The 17127-nt window shown below is 43.5% G+C and carries 13 protein-coding genes; 9 read left to right on the top strand and 4 right to left on the bottom strand.

What is annotated here, in order from left to right; all coding sequences use genetic code 11:
• Nucleotides 1-29: 29 nt before the first annotated feature.
• Nucleotides 30-1214: a radical SAM/SPASM domain-containing protein gene (locus tag V7O66_RS01415; RefSeq protein WP_406661206.1), complete on the bottom strand. Its 1185-nt coding sequence runs from the start codon at nt 1212-1214 to the stop codon at nt 30-32.
• 221 nt (nt 1215-1435) lie between these two features.
• On the opposite strand from V7O66_RS01415, the gene V7O66_RS01410 reads away from it, so the two are divergent.
• The 4 genes from V7O66_RS01410 to ilvC all read left to right on the top strand — a co-directional run bounded on the left by V7O66_RS01410 (nt 1436) and on the right by ilvC (nt 6244).
• The gene (locus tag V7O66_RS01410) at nt 1436-2914 is read left to right on the top strand and encodes a (R)-citramalate synthase (RefSeq protein WP_406662526.1); all 1479 of its coding nucleotides are present in this window, start codon (nt 1436-1438) and stop codon (nt 2912-2914) included.
• A gap of 79 nt (nt 2915-2993) precedes the next feature.
• Nucleotides 2994-4691, top strand: a complete 1698-nt coding sequence (locus V7O66_RS01405) for an acetolactate synthase large subunit (RefSeq protein ID WP_406661205.1) — start codon at nt 2994-2996, stop codon at nt 4689-4691.
• Nucleotides 4688-5173: an acetolactate synthase small subunit gene (gene ilvN / locus V7O66_RS01400; protein ID WP_406661204.1), complete on the top strand. Its 486-nt coding sequence runs from the start codon at nt 4688-4690 to the stop codon at nt 5171-5173. The genes V7O66_RS01405 and ilvN overlap by 4 nt, the downstream gene beginning before the upstream one ends.
• A 63-nt stretch (nt 5174-5236) precedes the next feature.
• Complete coding sequence (gene ilvC / locus V7O66_RS01395; protein ID WP_406661203.1) at nt 5237-6244, top strand: ketol-acid reductoisomerase; 1008 nt, start codon at nt 5237-5239, stop codon at nt 6242-6244.
• A gap of 75 nt (nt 6245-6319) precedes the next feature.
• Here ilvC and V7O66_RS01390 read toward each other — a convergent pair whose 3' ends face one another.
• Nucleotides 6320-6547: a hypothetical protein gene (locus V7O66_RS01390; RefSeq protein ID WP_406661202.1), complete on the bottom strand. Its 228-nt coding sequence runs from the start codon at nt 6545-6547 to the stop codon at nt 6320-6322.
• 13 nt (nt 6548-6560) lie between these two features.
• On the bottom strand, nt 6561-7817 hold the full coding sequence (locus tag V7O66_RS01385; protein WP_406661201.1) for a hypothetical protein: 1257 nt from the start codon (nt 7815-7817) through the stop codon (nt 6561-6563).
• A 172-nt stretch (nt 7818-7989) separates the two neighbouring features.
• Between V7O66_RS01385 and V7O66_RS01380 the strand changes: the two genes are divergently transcribed.
• Entirely contained in the window at nt 7990-8517 is a 528-nt protein-coding gene (locus tag V7O66_RS01380) for a nitroreductase family protein (RefSeq protein ID WP_406661200.1), read from the top strand.
• A gap of 182 nt (nt 8518-8699) precedes the next feature.
• Here the strand turns inward: V7O66_RS01380 and V7O66_RS01375 are convergent, their stop codons facing one another.
• Entirely contained in the window at nt 8700-11039 is a 2340-nt protein-coding gene (locus tag V7O66_RS01375; RefSeq protein ID WP_406661199.1) for a DNA topoisomerase, read from the bottom strand.
• 137 nt (nt 11040-11176) lie between these two features.
• Between V7O66_RS01375 and thiC the strand changes: the two genes are divergently transcribed.
• The 4 genes from thiC to V7O66_RS01355 all read left to right on the top strand — a co-directional run bounded on the left by thiC (nt 11177) and on the right by V7O66_RS01355 (nt 17124).
• Entirely contained in the window at nt 11177-12463 is a 1287-nt protein-coding gene (gene thiC, locus V7O66_RS01370) for a phosphomethylpyrimidine synthase ThiC (RefSeq protein ID WP_406661198.1), read from the top strand.
• Between the two features lie 167 nt (nt 12464-12630).
• Nucleotides 12631-13584 carry a cation diffusion facilitator family transporter gene (locus tag V7O66_RS01365; RefSeq protein WP_406661197.1) on the top strand — a complete coding sequence of 318 codons (954 nt, stop codon included), beginning with the start codon at nt 12631-12633 and terminating at the stop codon, nt 13582-13584.
• A gap of 86 nt (nt 13585-13670) precedes the next feature.
• Nucleotides 13671-14306 carry a MarC family protein gene (locus V7O66_RS01360; RefSeq protein ID WP_406661196.1) on the top strand — a complete coding sequence of 212 codons (636 nt, stop codon included), beginning with the start codon at nt 13671-13673 and terminating at the stop codon, nt 14304-14306.
• Nucleotides 14307-14403: 97 nt separating this feature from the next.
• Nucleotides 14404-17124 (top strand): cation-translocating P-type ATPase, encoded by a 2721-nt coding sequence (locus V7O66_RS01355; protein ID WP_406661195.1) that lies wholly within the window; start codon nt 14404-14406, stop codon nt 17122-17124.
• Nucleotides 17125-17127: the final 3 nt, after the last annotated feature.

The following is a 17127-nucleotide window of genomic DNA, read 5'->3' as shown; positions in this document are numbered from 1 at the left end:
TTTTAAGGTGGGATTTCCCACCTATTTTATTATAGAAGCTTTGCAGAGCTTTCAAAATTAGATATTATATCCTCTACCTTACAAAGTTGTATTTCATTGCAATTAGTAGCCAGGTTACGATATGTTGATGCAATATCACTGCCCCATGCATCATTAAATGATTCTTCAGACAAATTTCCAAAAACTATATGGGGCATGGTGGAACATGGCAATAATTTCCCCTGAGGAGATATGTAACCCGTTTCAAAACCTGCACCACAATTTTTGCAAATGGCATGCCGTAGTTTTCTATCCTTTGCATCTTTGGGATTAATATGAAAGTCCTCAGAAGATAATTCTACTTCGATTTCATATTTAGTACCAAGTTCCTGAAGATATCTTCCCTTTTCATCATCTGAGACATATCCAAAGAGATCCTTATTCTCAGGATTGGATGCATTTCCAGCATTTTTTACAACCGCTACTTTCAGTTTAGTAACACCTGCTTGATATAGATCGTAATAAAATTGTCCCAAGTCATTTTCACTATCTCTGGATAATGTCAGACGCGCTACTGGTTTTGCATCAGCTCGAGATAGTGTTTCAATCCCTTTTAATGCTTTTTTATAAACCCCATGACCACGTATGTTGTCATTAACAATTTGCGCCCCCTCAAAACTGACCCTCGTCTCAAAAACTTCAAGCTCGGCAAGTTTTTTCGCGACCTCAGTGGTGATAAGGGTGCCATTCGTACTTATGGTAGTGTTAAAACCAGCATCTTGTGCATACTTGATAATTGAAAATATCCCAGGATGGCAAAAAGGTTCTCCACCGGTTATTGCTATTTCGAGTACACCAACCCTGGCTAGCTGGTTAAAGATGTTCTTTATCTGCTCTAAAGTGAGTTCATTTTTTGTATCCGCATTTGGAGATGAACGAGTAATACAGTGCCTGCACTTCAAATTGCAAAGATATGTAGGATCAAAATAAACTTTTAGAGGTGCAGTTGATTCAAAAGTAGGCATATTCAGGATCTGAGTATCATCACATCGATATTCAGAAGGAATTTCATTATGTATAACACCTGTTCTTTTATCGTAAAAAATATGGCCATCAATTGTTTTTCTATGAATTAATTGTTTACTATTGATATAACCAGAAGTATTCCCCCCATCAAATTTAACATTAGACACTATATCTGCAGATACCCCAGAACTTATTGAAATAATTACCACCCCACCAAGGATTACGTTATTGTATAAACATTGTCAAAACTCAAATATAATACTTTCTTTAAAATATAACTACGCATACACAGACAACCAAATTAGGCCACTTCCACCATTCAAACATGAGCATCTAGTGATAAATCGTGATATAAAGTCGTTATACATATATATCACTTTGATGTATCCCATAAGGCTGCTACTGAGTAGCAGACAACAATATGTGAGGGATCGTATTATTTGAAAATATCCGGTTTTTAGACACAACTCTTAGAGACGGCGAACAGACACCAGGCGTAGCGCTCACCAGTGCGGATAAAGTGGCAATTGCCACAAAGCTGGATGAACTTGGCGTGAATGTGATCGAGGCGGGATCTGCCATCACATCAGAAGGTGAAAGGGAGTCCATAAGAGCAGTGACCGCTGAAGGATTGAATGCCGAGATCTGCAGCTATTGCAGGATCATGCAACCTGATGTAGATTATGCACTTGATTGTGATGTGGATTCAATTCACCTGGTAGCACCTGTATCTGACCTGCACATCAACGTGAAGTTACGCAAGGACAGGGAAACTGTTAGGCAGATGGCTGTGGACGTCACAGAATATGCAAAGGAACATGGACTCATAGTGGAACTTAGTGGTGAGGATGCCTCAAGGGCAGACCTTGATTTTCTCAAGTCATTATACATAGATGGTGTGGATGCGGGAGCAGACAGGTTATGCTTCTGTGATACCGTAGGATTACTCGTTCCTGAAAGAACAGATGAGATCTTCAGGGATATCACCTCTGCAGTAAAGGCACCCGTGAGCATACACTGCCACGATGATTTCGGACTTGCCACCGCCAACACCATTGCGGCCCTCAAGGCTGGCGCACAGCAGGCACACGTGACCATCAACGGCATAGGAGAGCGGGCTGGCAACACATCCTTAGAAGAAGTGGTCATGGCCATTGAGTGGTTATACAAGTGTAATACCGGAATTACAACTAAAAATATCTTCAAGACCTCAAGGCTTGTCAGCAGGCTAACCGGAGTGCCAGTAGCACCTAACAAGTCACTTGTGGGCGGCAATGCATTCACCCACGAGGCAGGCATACACGTACACGGACTCCTTGCAAATACCGAGACCTATGAACCCATCCACCCCGAAGTCATTGGCAGGGAACGTAAGATCGTACTTGGAAAACATGCAGGCAAGAGTTCTGTTACCCTTGCAGTCAAAGAGATGGGATTAGAGGTTGATGACTCACAGCTTCACGAGATACTCGACCGTGTAAAGGAGCTTGGAGACCTTGGTAAAAGGGTAACTGATGCCGACCTGCAGACCATAGCAGAAACCGTACTCAACATCCAGAAGGAAGCAAAGGTCATCATGGAAGAGTACACAGTGGTATCAGGAAACAAGGTTACTCCGACAGCATCCGTCAAATTGAGAGTGGATGGCAGGGAAGTCGTTGAAGCAAGTACAGGAGATGGACCTGTGGATGCTACCCTTGCAAGTATAAAGAAGGGGATCTCAAGTCTTGCCGACGTGCAACTTGAGGAATACCACGTAGATGCCATAACAGGTGGAACTGATGCACTTGTAGAAGTACTGGTGAAATTATCAAAGGATGGAAAGATGGTCACATCAAGAGGAGCACGTACGGATATAGTAATGGCATCTGTGGAAGCAGTCCTTAACGGCATCAACCGTTTGATATAACCAGAAACCTATAAGACAGATATTATACATCTATCAGAATCAGAACACATATTGACTACACTATAAGTAGAGGATTTATATGACAGAATCAACTGAAAAAATGACAGGTGCCAGAGCTTTCATCGAGTGCCTGTACAGGGAAGGTGTTGATACTATTTTCGGATACCCTGGCGGGGTATTACTTCCTATTTACGATGAGATATACGATTCGAGCATCAGGCACATCCTTGTTCGCCACGAACAATCTGCAGCACACGCTGCAGAAGGGTATGCAAGAGCAACAGGCAAGACAGGCGTATGCCTTGCAACATCCGGACCGGGAGCTACGAATCTAGTAACAGGTATCGCAAATGCATACCTGGATTCCATACCAATGGTTGCTTTTACAGGACAGGTACCAACCGCCCTTCTGGGCAATGATGCATTCCAGGAAGCAAACATTACCGGCATCACCATGCCGATCACCAAGCACAATTACCTTGTGCAGGATGCGAATGAACTGCCACGCATAATCAAAGAGGCATTCCACATTGCGTCCACAGGAAGACCAGGACCTGTATTGATCGATATTCCAAAGGACATAACCACAACAGAGATAGATTTCCACTATCCAGAAAAGGTAGAGCTCCGCGGATATAACCCCACCTATGAAGGTAACATCCAGCAGATAAAAAGAGCTGCTGCAGAAATCGCCAACTCATCAAAACCTGTAATATACGCAGGTGGCGGAGTCATAAGCTCAGAGGCAGCACCTGAACTCAGGGAGTTAGCTGAAAAGATACAGGCACCAGTTACGACAACACTTACAGGCATGGGAGGATTCCCGGTAGAGCATCCCCAGTTCATAGGAATGCCAGGTATGCATGGTGCAAAGTATGCCAACTATGCCATACAGGAATCAGACCTGCTCATAGCAGTGGGTGTTCGTTTCGATGACAGGGTCACAGGTAAGCTCAAATCATTTGCAACCAACGCAAGGATAATCCACATAGACATCGATCCTGCTGAGATATCCAAGAACATCAAGGTAGACGTACCAATTGTAGGTGATGCAAAGAACGTACTTACAAGCCTGAACAAATATGTTGGCAAGGCACGATCAGAGGAATGGATGAAAAGGATCGCACACTGGAAACGCGAGTATCCACTACACTACATCGAACCTGCATCCGGTGACGGCATCAAGCCCCAGTATATCGTTGAGCAGATAAGCGAAGCCGCAAAGGATGCCATCATAGTCACAGAGGTGGGCCAGCATCAGATGTGGGCTGCACAATACTTCAAGTTCAAAGAACCAAGGACATTCATATCCTCAGGCGGACTTGGAACAATGGGCTATGGATTCCCGGCAGCAATTGGCGCAAAGGTTGCCAGACCTGATAAGATCGTCTTTGATATTGCAGGAGATGGTTCATTCCAGATGAGTTCACAGGAACTTGCAACTGTGGTCAAGGAAGACATACCTGTAATTGTGGCTATTTTCAATAACGGATACCTTGGAATGGTCAGACAGTGGCAGGAATTGTTTTACGATAAGAGATACTCATCAACCTGCATACAGGACAGTGTTGACTTCGTAAAACTTGCAGAAGCCTATGGCGCACTGGGAATCAGAGCAACAAAGCGAGAAGAAGTACGTCCTGCTATCGAGCAGGCAATAGCATCAGGAAGACCCACAGTGATCGACTTTATAGTCGAATGTGAAGAGAATGTATCACCGATGGTTCCGGCAGGTGCTGCGATCAACGAAATACTTGACCTGGAGAGGAAAGAATGAGACATACACTTTCAGTTCTGGTTGAGAACAGGTATGGAGTACTCACAAGAGTTGCAGGCATGTTCTCAAGAAGAGGTTACAATATCGACAGCCTGACAGTAGGCGTCACGGAAGACCCCACAGTATCCCGCATGACAATTGTTGTTAAGGGTGATGATGAGGTTCTTGAACAGGTCACAAAGCAACTCAACAAACTCATTGAAGTAATAAGGGTCACCGACCTGAAAAACGAAGACACTGTTGAGAGAGAACTGGCCATGATAAAGGTCAAGTCCGATGTCAATAACAGGTCAGAGATCATGCAGATCGCAGACATATTCCGCGCAAGGATAATCGATGTTGCACCTAAGTCCATGACCGTCGAGATCACAGGTGACGATACAAAAATTAAAGCTATTGAACAATTGCTGCGTCCTTTCGGAATCAAGGAAATGGTAAGGACCGGCAGAATTGCCCTGAAGAGAGGGGCGAAAAATGTTTGAATCTTTAAACACAGTTACAGTAAAATCATACAATATTGACTATCATTCAAGAGAGGTATTATAATGGCACAGATGTTTTACGATAACGATGCAGACCTTGGCCTTCTGAAAGGCAAGAAGATTGCAGTAATGGGATATGGAAGTCAGGGACATGCACAGGCACAGAACCTTCACGACTCAGGACTCGATGTGGTAGTTGGTCTCAGAGAAGGAAGCGCACGCTGGAAGCAGGCAGAAGAGGACGGACTTGCAGTAATGACAGTAGCAGATGCCGCAAAGGCAGCAGATGTCATACAGATACTCCTCCCTGATGAAGTGCAGTCAAAGGTTTATTACAGTGAGATCGAGCCAGGACTCGAAGCTGGAAATGCGATCGTGTTCTCACACGGATTCAACATCCACTACAACCAGATCATCCCACAGAAGGACGTTGACGTTTACATGGTAGCTCCAAAGAGCCCGGGTCACCTTGTCAGACGAACATATGTTGATGGCGCTGGTGTACCAGGTCTTGTAGCAGTCTATCAGGATGCAACCGGAAAGGCAATGGAAATGGCACTCGCACACGCAAAGGGTGTCGGATGTACCCGTGCTGGTGTATACAAGACAAGCTTCCGCGAGGAAACCGAGACCGATCTCTTCGGTGAACAGGTCGACCTCTGTGGTGGTGTAGCATCCCTTATCAAAACATCATTTGAAGTCCTCATCGAAGCTGGATACCAGCCTGAGATGGCATACTTCGAGACCTGCCACGAACTTAAGCTCATTGTCGACCTCATCCACGAGGGTGGACTTGACAAGATGTGGTATTCAGTTTCCAATACCGCAGAATACGGTGGCATGACCGTAGGTCCAAAGGTAATCAACGACCTCTCAAGAGAAGCAATGTATGAAGCACTTGACAGGATACAGAACGGGGAATTCGCCCGTGAATTCATCCTTGAAGGCCAGACCAACAGAGCTGTACTCACATCAATGGAAAGACAGGACAGGGAGCACCCTCTTGAAGTGATCGGCAAAGAGATCAGAGCAAAGATGCCCTGGCTCAACAGCGAGCTCAACGAGAAGTAGACCTTTTGGTCTACATCTGTTTTTTTATTATTTTCAAAAATAGGGATTAAACCCATACAGATATTTATTTTGTAATTAGAATGAATCAAATAATCTTTGATTAAGTTTAAACCTTTCATCTTTAATATCTGCGATCTCACGCTCTATTCTATCCTTTTTATCCAACAGTTCTGTTTTTTCAACTTCACTGATAGCATGCCCTATGCCCTCGATAATGATATCTAATTCATCCTCGAGACCCATTAGCTCATAACCCAGCCTAGTTGCTTTTTTATCGATCTCAATTATATCATCATTCATCATACCACAACTCCAGCTAAAGTTTAAATGCTAGTAATTTAATAAAATCGATCCTTGGAGAATATATTGCACCTGCACTCTTCAATGCAGTAAGAGCATTCGATAATTCAAAAGGCGTGAGCGAAGATATCCTTTCAACATCTTCCATGGAGATTATCACATCAATACCAAAGATATCCTCTAATTGAAGATATATTTGAGCTGCTTCTTTTGGCAAGCGGAATATCTCACCTGGAGAAAGATTGGATTGCTGGACTTTTGATGAATGGACGAACATATCCATCCACATATCGAAACCTTCACGTACATTGGCAACTGACACTTCATTGCTAAAGTTCATTCGGGCAATACTTGAACCCATTTTAGGAGCAGCATCCCCAAGGTCCTGCTTGTAAACAAGATTTCGTGAATTCGTGAATGTTTCCGTCATTTCATATATCCTATCGGTCAAACATTTTTCCGCTTTTTGTGTGACCTCCGGCTGAAACATTAGAGAATCAAGAAGATGAGCCCTTACAAATGGAATTTCAAAAGATACATCTTCAGAATAAGCAGACTTGGGACGCCTCTCTGCATCAAAAACAATAGGCACATGCACAAATGTATCTTTTGGCATCAGTATTGAAAGGTTTACTTCCATGCTGCTAAGTGGATTAACTTTCTTTTCAACTTCAAGAGAACTATAAAAATAAGGCGATTTTACACTTTTAAATTCCCTGGGAACTAATCTCTGTAAAGACGTAAATGAATTCCATCCACGTTTGTTTGTGAATATACCGGAATCAATTCCACCTTTTTCGTTGATCCCAATTGCATTTGATGAAACCGAACACATTGCAAGGCACTGCGAAATACTATCCAGGTTTTCATCTGCCTTATGAAATGGATGTTTGAAGAAATTAATATACTCCTCTTTATCCATTACTTGTCTGTGAAGGACTTTTTTAGGATCTATTTTTTTCCACGCTTTTACATACCTGATATCAATGTTAACAAGATTGTCAAATGTGCCCCTGACAACTCTTTCTGTTTCAAAGGATGTTACTTTGATAAGATCGTTCTTGCCTGGTTTCAAAACAGATATGTCGTCAATTATGTAGATATCTCTTTTTGGTGTTGGGAGGAAAGGAGAGGGATCCAGATAAAAAAGACTCCTACTTCGGCCATCAAATCGAACAAAGCCCATGTCATCACTATCAAATATGAGCTTATGCTCCATACCAGAAAGCTCATATCCAAAATCGCGGTTTTTCAGGGTTTGCCTTTTGACCATATCATGACCTTCTCATTATTAATTAATAAGGGTTATTGAATTTGAAACAAAGAGAAAACAATCTAAGCTACATATAGACTACGACCTTATGATACAAACTAACCTATAAGTATCCATGACATATTATTTTCAACAACAATTTCACAAATTATGTAACAGAAGGAGCTAGAAAATGCCAGAGACAACTGATTCTATTCTCTCAAGAAGAAGTATAAGAACATTTAAAGAAGACAATATCAGAACTGAAGACATAAACACCATCCTTGAAGCAGGAAGATGGGCGCCTTCAGGACTTAACAACCAGCCATGGAAATTCATAGTTATCCGAAATAGAGAGACCATCGAAGATATCTCAGCTTGTACCCACTACTGCACTGTGGTCAAAGGTGCTCCTCTGCTCATAGCTGTTTTCCTTGACCACGACACCATGTATAATCATACAAAAGACGTTCAGGCAATCGGCGCATCCATACAGAACATGCTACTATGCTGCCACGACATTGGACTTGGGGCAGTGTGGCTCGGAGAGATCCTGAACCAGAAAGATAAAGTGAACTTGATTCTTAGTTGCCCGGAATCACTGGAACTCATGGCTGTGATTGCAATAGGCCACCCTGCAGTGAACAGTGCCACATCTTCAAGAAAAGAAATACAGGATATCTGCTATGATGATAAATTCGGAAAAGAGTGGAGGCTTTGAGGTGAAGGCATTTTTGAGGAAATGGATACCGCGCAGAAGAAATACTCCAAGACCAATCTAATTAAGAAGATTAAGTTGAATTGAGCCCTAACCTTCACCTCTAATTTAAAGAATGCATGTAATACTATATAATAGTTTGCTGGATTTTGGATTAAATCAAGTAAACTTTATTTCACTCTAAATCAGTTTTGATTGATTTTGTCAGTTATGCGTTTTCTGGAAGGACAATTGATATTAATGCAAAACTCTCTTGCATCCTTTTCTTTTTCCTTGATCCTCAGTTTTTTCCAGCCACATTGCTCGCATATATCTTTCATGACAGTAAGGCGACCGTTCTTTGGGATAGATTTTGTATAGCCGCATCGTTTAGTACAGCCAAGGAAGCGGGAGTCCTTGGTAGATATAAGGAACATCGAACCATCGCATTTGGGACACGGGCCTACAACCTCAGGCGGGAAACATTCCTTTTCACAATCGCAGGTAAAACACGGACCAATCCCCACTGACCATTGATACTTGCTACCCACCTTGACAACGGCAACACCATCCTTTTTACATTGTTTTGACCTGAGAATACTGAGAGCACCCACCTTTGGAAGCGCATAGGTGTTCTTGCACTGAGGATAGCCAGAACAACCTACAAAGCGACCCTTATCAGTAGTTACAATACGCAGCATTCGATCACACTCAGGACATGTACCGATGAAATTCTTCTTGTCTGCTGCCACTTGCTCATCCTGGATCGTACCTGCAAGTTTTGCAACAATATCCCCCTTGCTTGAACTAAGCTGAGCATACATATCCTTGATCAGATTCTGACCTTCCAGAAGAGCAGCAGCAAAATCCTTCTTGCCATCCTCAACATCCTGTATCAAAGCCTCGATACGAGCCCTGATATCAGGATGTATGAGTATAGGAACCGTTGAATCAAGGGTTTCCATTAACGTAAAACCAGTATCTAGAATTGAAATGGTCTTCCCTTTAGTTTCAAAATACCCGCGTTTTTTGTTTGTCTCGATATGAGAAGGAGCTGTTGCCTTGGTACCGACACCATGCTTGTCCATCAATGTGAGCAGCTCTGCCTCAGTGATCTTTTTGGGTGGAGCAGTCTGGGATTTGATGTTTCTTATCTCTTTTACATCAAGCAATTCTTTTTCAGACACATTAGGAAGGAGTTTATCATTCTTGTTCTCAAAGGGATAAGCTGCAAGCCATCCAGCATCCTTCATCACAGATCCTGCGGTATCGAATATCTCAGTGCCCACATGGATCTCAAGCCGGGTCTTTTCAAATATAGCAGGAGACATCAGGTTAGCAAGAAAATGTCTCGCTATAAGATCATAGATCATCCACGCATCCGGCATTCTTACATTCTTTTCCACATCTGCCCTGGATACAGCCTTAATAGGATGGATCGGGGGGTGGTCATGCCCATCACGAGTACCATTCCTGCAGTTTATACCATTGGAAATTATTGAAAGTGCATATTCCCTATAATTGCCTGCGGTAAAAGCCATCACCTTGGAATTGAAATCAAAATCATCAGCATATTTATTGGTCTCTGTCCTTGGATAACTGGTAAAACCCGACAGGTACAACTGCTCTGCCGTTTCAAGTGCAACATCAGGACTGACACCCAGGAATTTGGAAGCACGTTTCAAAAACTCAGTAGTGTTGAGAGGATAAGGTGGACTGGTTTTAGCTTCCTTTACGCTTTTCCTGGCAACCAGAGCTTTTTTTATGTCCTTTATTCCACCAAATATCTGCTTCGCTTTTACCGCATCAGGAATATTTCCACCACGATGACTTGCCACAAAGTCATTCCCGGATGAGCTGAAAGTACCTTCGATCTTCCAGAAGTCCTTCGATTCAAAATCCCTTATCAACCGTTCCCTCTCATACACAAAACCACATGTCGGTGTCTGGCATGGACCTATAGATATGACCCCTTTTGTTCGCGCCCTTTCCCTCACAGAGAGAGTCATGAACCTGGTAAAAGCCGCACCCATGCGAAGATCAAGGATCTGACGGGCTTCAGCAGACATGGCGAGATTAGTGTCAGGTTCCACCAGATTATCGAATGCTTTTTTTATCTCGCCAGATGAAAGAGATGAGAAGCGTGCCCTTTTAACCGGAGCAGATGATACCTTTTCAGCAATTGATTTTGCCTCGAAACCAATATTTTCCCCCTCGCGGTCAAAGTCACAGGCGAGAATGAGCTGGTCGGCATCTCTGGAAAGTAGGGTTATAGCTTTGGAGAATGATTCTTTGGTCACATTCTTAACCGGAGGAACATCAAGAAGTAAAGCAGGGTCACATTCCCTCCAGTTATTGTACTCTGCGGGAAAATCATAGCCCATGATGTGGCCGGAAAGACCCATTATCCGCCATTCTTTTCCGCTTTTCTTAAAGTCGTACACAGAAACACCAGCCACAGATGCACGATTAAAAGATCCCTCGCTCAATATTTGTGCAATTTGTGAAGCTGCCTTATTCTTTTCTGTAAAAACGACTATTGACATGGATGCACATATTTCCCTGATATTAGATAAAAGTAAGTTAAGCGGAGTGAAACTAAAAAAGTGTGCTGTGAAACATATATATGTAACAATGCTGTATTTGCAGATAATCAAGCCATAGGACACCTGTTGGAGTAACAATGACATTAATGGAAGATGCTAAAAAAGGAATCATCACGCCGCAAATGGAATCTGTGGCAAAGGATGAAGGGATCGATGCTAAGACAATATGTTCCTGCATCGCCAAAGGGACCATAGCGATTCCCAATAACTCTGAAAGAGAATGCAGGGTAATAGGCATTGGGAAATATCTTAGCACAAAGGTCAATGCCAACATAGGCACATCCAGGGATTACGTCAATATAGATGAGGAAGTGGAAAAGGCAGTAACAGCCGAAAAGTTCGGTGCTCATGCACTCATGGACCTCTCGACCGGCGGTGACCTTGACCTTATACGAAAAAAGATCATGGACTCTGTGGACATACCTATAGGATCAGTCCCAATATATCAGGCTGCAGCATCCCAGAAAGCTGTTGTGGATATGACATCCGACGACATGTTCAATGCTGTGCGCAAACATGCAAAAGACGGGGTCGATTTTGTTACAGTCCACTGCGGTGTTAATCTCGATTCAATAAAAAGATTGAAAGGCGACGAAAGGATAACTGATGTCGTAAGCAGAGGAGGATCATTTACCCTAGCATGGATGATCCATAATGAGCAGGACAATCCATTTTATACTGAATATGACTACCTCCTTGAGATAGCACGTGAGTATGACATGGCGATCAGCCTTGGGGATGGAATGAGACCGGGATGCATCCACGATGCCTCAGACAGACCTTCATTCATGGAATTCATCAGCCTGGGAGAGCTGGTAAGCAGAACCCGTGAAGCAAATATACAGTGTTTTGTTGAGGGACCCGGACATGTGCCCATTGACGAGATCGAATTAAGTGTCAAGGGAATGAAAAAGCTCTGTGATGATGCACCATTGTACCTTCTTGGCCCCCTGGTCACAGATATTGCTCCAGGGTATGACCATATTACCGGAGCAATTGGTGGGACATTTGCCGGCATGTGCGGTGCAGATTTCCTGTGTATGACCACCCCCTCAGAGCACCTTGCATTGCCAACAAAGGACGACATAAGAGAGGGAGCCATAGTCACCAGAATAGCAGCCCACGCTGCCGACCTTGCGAAAGAAGGACAGAGAGAACGTGCCAGGGCAACCGATGATAAAATGGCACATGCACGTAAGAATCTGGACTGGGAAACCCAGTTCGAGCTTGCCATTGATGGAGAAAGTGCAAGAAAGATACGTGATGCCAGGATAACCGGAAGTGAAGCCTGCTCCATGTGCGGTGATCTCTGTGCCATGAAGCTTGTCAGTGATATTCTGGAAAAACAAAAGAAAAAGAATTGAAACTCTTCAATTCTTTCCCATCCAACACTATTACTTTTTAAATTACCAGGAAAAGTCGTATCATACAGTCTTTTCACGATTTTTATTTTAAGGACCTGAAATGCATTCCTGAATGTGATTCGAACACATAAAAATATTCATAAAGGATTGGACTCAATTTTATTAACATGCATCATGATGATAAGACCAAAACTCATACAGAGACTCATGGTGCTGTAGACCCGCTCCTTATTACCACTGAAAAAGGAAAGCAGGCTGTTAAATGGTCATTCATCGGACTGATGCTTACAGCAATTGTTCAAATTATCATAGTGTACATATCAGGAAGTGCGGCACTACTTGCAGATACCGTGCATAATTTCAGCGATGCAATAACTGCACTCCCACTCTGGATAGCTTTCTCACTAATAAGGAAAAAACCGAGTAAGAGATTCACATACGGCTACGGCCGCATGGAAGATGTAGCCGGCCTTGTGATAGTCATTCTGATCATTTTCAGCGGATTTTTTGCGGCATACCAAGCATTTGAGCTGTTGAAATATCCGAAAACCATAGAGTACGTTGAAGTGGTAGCACTTGCAGGAGTTGTTGGATTTTTTGGTAATGAAGCCATTGCAAAATTCCGTATAAAAGTTGGAAAAGAGATTGGAAGTGCTGCACTAATAGCAGATGGATACCATGCAAGGGTTGACGGGTTCACAAGTCTGGCAGTACTGGCAGGAGCTGTGGGAGTCTGGCTTGGATATCCCCTTGCAGATCCTATAATCGCGTTCATCATAACCATTGCCATCCTGAAGATAGCATGGGAGTCTGGAAAAATGGTCTTCAGTCGCATATTGGATGGTGTTGATCCGGAAGTTATCGATGATATAAGAAATGCTGTGAACGATGTTGAAGGCGTGCGCGGCATCACAAGTATCAGGGTACGCTGGATAGGACATCGACTTCATACCGAAGTAAACGTAACAGTGGACTCGGATCTTTCAGTGAAGGAAGGACATGACATCACCATTGACGTCAGACAGAAACTCATGAAAAATGTGGCATACATATCAGGAACCACCATTCATGTAGACCCCTTGGATGTAGTTGACGAATGTGAACTGAATGGTTACTGGTGACGAATAAATTTCATCGACGGAAAAACAATAAGTAACACTGTGATTGACTTACTATATAGCAGGACCCACCCCAGGAGAACAATAAAGTGAACAATTTGGAATTCTTCACCTATTCTTTCGCATCCCTGTTTGCCATTGTAAGCCCCTTGAGTGCTGTTGTTACTTTTGTTTCCCTGACTAACAAACTGACCTTTGAAGAGAAGAACATAATAGCGAACAAGGCAGTGACACTTGCCTGCATCATGGCATTGTTCTTTGCAATTTCTGGAGAACTCATACTGAACTTTTTTGGAATAACGATAGATTCCCTCAGGGTTGCAGGCGGAATACTTCTTTTTACCGTAGCGTTTGACATGATGCTTGCAAAAGTATCCAGAGAAAGCATAACAGATAATGAGATAGATAAATCACAGGACAGGACTGATATATGGATATTCCCCATTGCCTTGCCATTGCTCACAGGTCCGGGCACCATAACCACAGTAATAGTCCTGATGAGTGGTTCTGCAACAATAATACAGAGTGGAAGCGTTCTGTTAGCCATAATTGCAACTTTCGGAATTACTCTTGTATTATATAGATTCTCCAGAAGAGTCTATAAATTATTAGGATACACCGGAATGCTTGTATTTACAAGACTAATGGGACTTTTGCTGGCTGCAATGGCTGTGAATTTCATTGTTACAGGCATTTGGAACATCTATATGTCATTCCAAATTTAGTAGCAGGCAAAGAGATATCATACACTTGGAGAGTAAGCTACAATCATAAATACTTTATCTCATTGCCACCAACACACATATGGTGTGATTGGGGGTCATGCTAGCTAAAGAGAACAGGGGTTTCCAATGCTCTTCAAAGGGTGATGAGCATAATATAGAATTAGAGCAGATCTTTGAGAGATTGTCTGCAGGAGCCGAAGGTCTTTCTAGATCCGAGGCCAGCAGAAGATTATCCCTCTGCGGCATGAACATACTTGAAGAGACAGGTAAAGAAAGCCTGCTGAAGAAATACCTTAAGCAATACTGGAACTTCTTTTCAATACTTTTGCTATTCGGGTCGGGGCTCTCCTTTCTAGCCGAGTGGCTGGACCCTGGACAGGGTAATATCTACATCGCCATTGCCCTGCTGGGAGTTGTTATCCTCAATGGGAGTTTTACCTTTATCCAGGAGTATCAGGCCGAAAAGATAATGGCAAGTTTTAGAAACCTCATCCCGCCTAAAGCCCGGGTTATCAGAGATGGCAAGGTCAAAGAGATACTGGCTTCCGAGATAGTCATGGGAGATGTGATATATGTTGAGGAAGGGGACAAGATACCTGCTGACGGGAGACTTGTCGAGGAGAATTCTCTGAAAGTTGACAACTCACCGATCACAGGTGAAGCAGAGCCACAGCTTCGATCACTGGAATGTACCCACTCCAACATGCTTGAATGCAGGAACATGATATTCTCAGGCACTGCGGTCCAGACAGGCAACGGGAAGGCACTTGTGTTTGGCACAGGATCGGATACCCAGATAGGAAAACTGGCAACTCTCACGGAGCGGACTTCATCCGTGGATACTCCGATACGCAGGGAACTGAACCGCTTCATAAAGATTATATCTGCAATTGCTATCTTTCTGGGAATATCGTTTTTCATCATCGGTTTTGCTATTCAGGACATATTCCTTGCCAACCTCATTTTTGCCATTGGTATCATAGTTGCCAATGTACCGGAAGGACTTCTGCCCACTGTAACACTGGCCCTTAGCCTGGCATCCAGAAGAATGGCTAAGAGAAACGCATTGATCAAGCAGCTTGAGTCCGTGGAAACACTGGGTTCGACCACAGTCATCTGCACCGATAAGACCGGAACACTGACCCAGAACAAGATGAAAATACATTCGGTATTCACAGGGTCAAAATACATCGATGTGGAAAAAGGCGAAATTCCCACTGATATACTCTTGCGTGTAGCTACAGTATGTAATAATTCAAGACTGGTTGAAGTAAAACCCGGATACAAAGGAGATCCCACCGAAGGATCACTGCTTGTTTATGTGAACGGGTTTGAAGATATCAGGATAATTCAGGCAGACTACCCCAGGCTGAAAGAATATCCATTTGATTCGAAGAAACAAAGAATGCAGGTTATCTGCTCCACCCCCCAAGGAAATAAGGAATCCTATATGAAGGGAGGCTCCGAAGTAGTTATCGACATGTGTAGCCATGTCCTTGTTGAAGGAAAAGAAGTTCCCCTCGATGATAAAGAGAAGGAGAGGCTTGAAGATGAGCACCTTATTATGGCAGCCAGAGGCGAAAGGGTGCTGGCCTTTGCGTACAGACAGGTTGAAGAAGAAAGAGAATACGATGGAGATTTTATATTCCTCGGTTTTGCAGGTGCTGTAGACCCACCAAGACCTGAGGCAAAAGATGCCATTGAAAGATGCCATCTGGCAGGTATCAAAGTTGTCATGATAACAGGCGATCATCCCGTAACCGCAAAGTCAATAGCCTCAACGGTAGGCCTTACCACAGATCATGAAGAACCAGTCCTTATAACGGGACAGGAACTTGAAGAGTTATCTACTGAGGAGCTCATTAGCAGGCTGAAAGCACCAAGTATAGTTTTTGCGCGTACATCTCCCATACAAAAATTGAAGATAGTGCAAGCATTCCAGGAAGCCGGAGAGATTGTTACCATGACAGGAGATGGTGTCAACGATGCACCGGCCATGAAGAATGCAGACATGGGAGTTGCCATGGGCAGCGGTACGGATGTCGCGAGAGAATCTGCTGACATGGTGCTGCTGGATGATAATTTTGCAACCATCGTCAATGCAATAGAAGAAGGCAGGACGGTATTTGATAACATCAAGAAATTCATCGCTTATATCCTGACCAGCAACATACCGGAGATATTGCCATTCATAGCCTTTGTACTGCTGGCACTACCACTGCCAATGAACGTACAGCTGATACTTGCCATCGACCTGGGTACGGATATAATTCCGGCGCTCTCACTGGCAGTGGAAAAAGGCGAGGGCGATATAATGAAGCGCCCCCCCAGGGCAAAGGATGAGAAATTGCTAACATCACAGGTCCTGCTGACATCCTATGGAATAAAGGGACCTATCGAAGCTGCTGCCGGTTTTGCCTGCTATTTTGCAGTCCTCTTTGACGGAGGATGGAGCTGGGGACAGCAACTACCATTTTCCGATATTCTTTATATGCAGGCTATCACCGCCTTTTTTGCAGCTGTTATAGTATGCCAGATAGCAAACGTGTTTACCTCAAGGACAAGGCGGGAGTCCGTCCTGACAAAAGGATTGTTGAACAACAAGATGGTACTTCTTGGAATTGCAAGTGAGCTGCTCATCCTGAGTTTTATTGCATTCAACCCGCTTGGAAACCTTATATTCAACACCGCAGCGATATCCTTGAAATACATAGCCATAGCAATACCATTTGCCTTGCTTCTGCTGGGAATCGATGAACTAAGGAAGTATAGTATCAGAAAAGAGAATGTCACTGTCAGCAGGTTTTTGAAATGGTGAGGG

Origin of the sequence: Methanolobus sp. ZRKC3, from assembly GCF_045291275.1 — an archaeon.
Classification (GTDB): Archaea; Halobacteriota; Methanosarcinia; order Methanosarcinales; family Methanosarcinaceae; genus Methanolobus.
Note: the sequence above shows the minus strand (reverse complement) of the source record. Positions and strands in the feature narration are given on the sequence as shown.

Coding starts and splice junctions, on each gene's coding strand:
- V7O66_RS01405 (WP_406661205.1), top strand. CDS start 2,994: ATGACAGAATCAACTGAAAAAATGACAGGTGCCAGAGCTTTCATCGAG.
- ilvN (WP_406661204.1), top strand. CDS start 4,688: ATGAGACATACACTTTCAGTTCTGGTTGAGAACAGGTATGGAGTACTC.
- ilvC (WP_406661203.1), top strand. CDS start 5,237: ATGGCACAGATGTTTTACGATAACGATGCAGACCTTGGCCTTCTGAAA.
- V7O66_RS01390 (WP_406661202.1), bottom strand. CDS start 6,547: ATGATGAATGATGATATAATTGAGATCGATAAAAAAGCAACTAGGCTG.
- V7O66_RS01385 (WP_406661201.1), bottom strand. CDS start 7,817: ATGGTCAAAAGGCAAACCCTGAAAAACCGCGATTTTGGATATGAGCTT.
- V7O66_RS01380 (WP_406661200.1), top strand. CDS start 7,990: ATGCCAGAGACAACTGATTCTATTCTCTCAAGAAGAAGTATAAGAACA.
- V7O66_RS01375 (WP_406661199.1), bottom strand. CDS start 11,039: ATGTCAATAGTCGTTTTTACAGAAAAGAATAAGGCAGCTTCACAAATT.
- thiC (WP_406661198.1), top strand. CDS start 11,177: ATGACATTAATGGAAGATGCTAAAAAAGGAATCATCACGCCGCAAATG.
- V7O66_RS01365 (WP_406661197.1), top strand. CDS start 12,631: ATGCATCATGATGATAAGACCAAAACTCATACAGAGACTCATGGTGCT.
- V7O66_RS01355 (WP_406661195.1), top strand. CDS start 14,404: ATGCTAGCTAAAGAGAACAGGGGTTTCCAATGCTCTTCAAAGGGTGAT.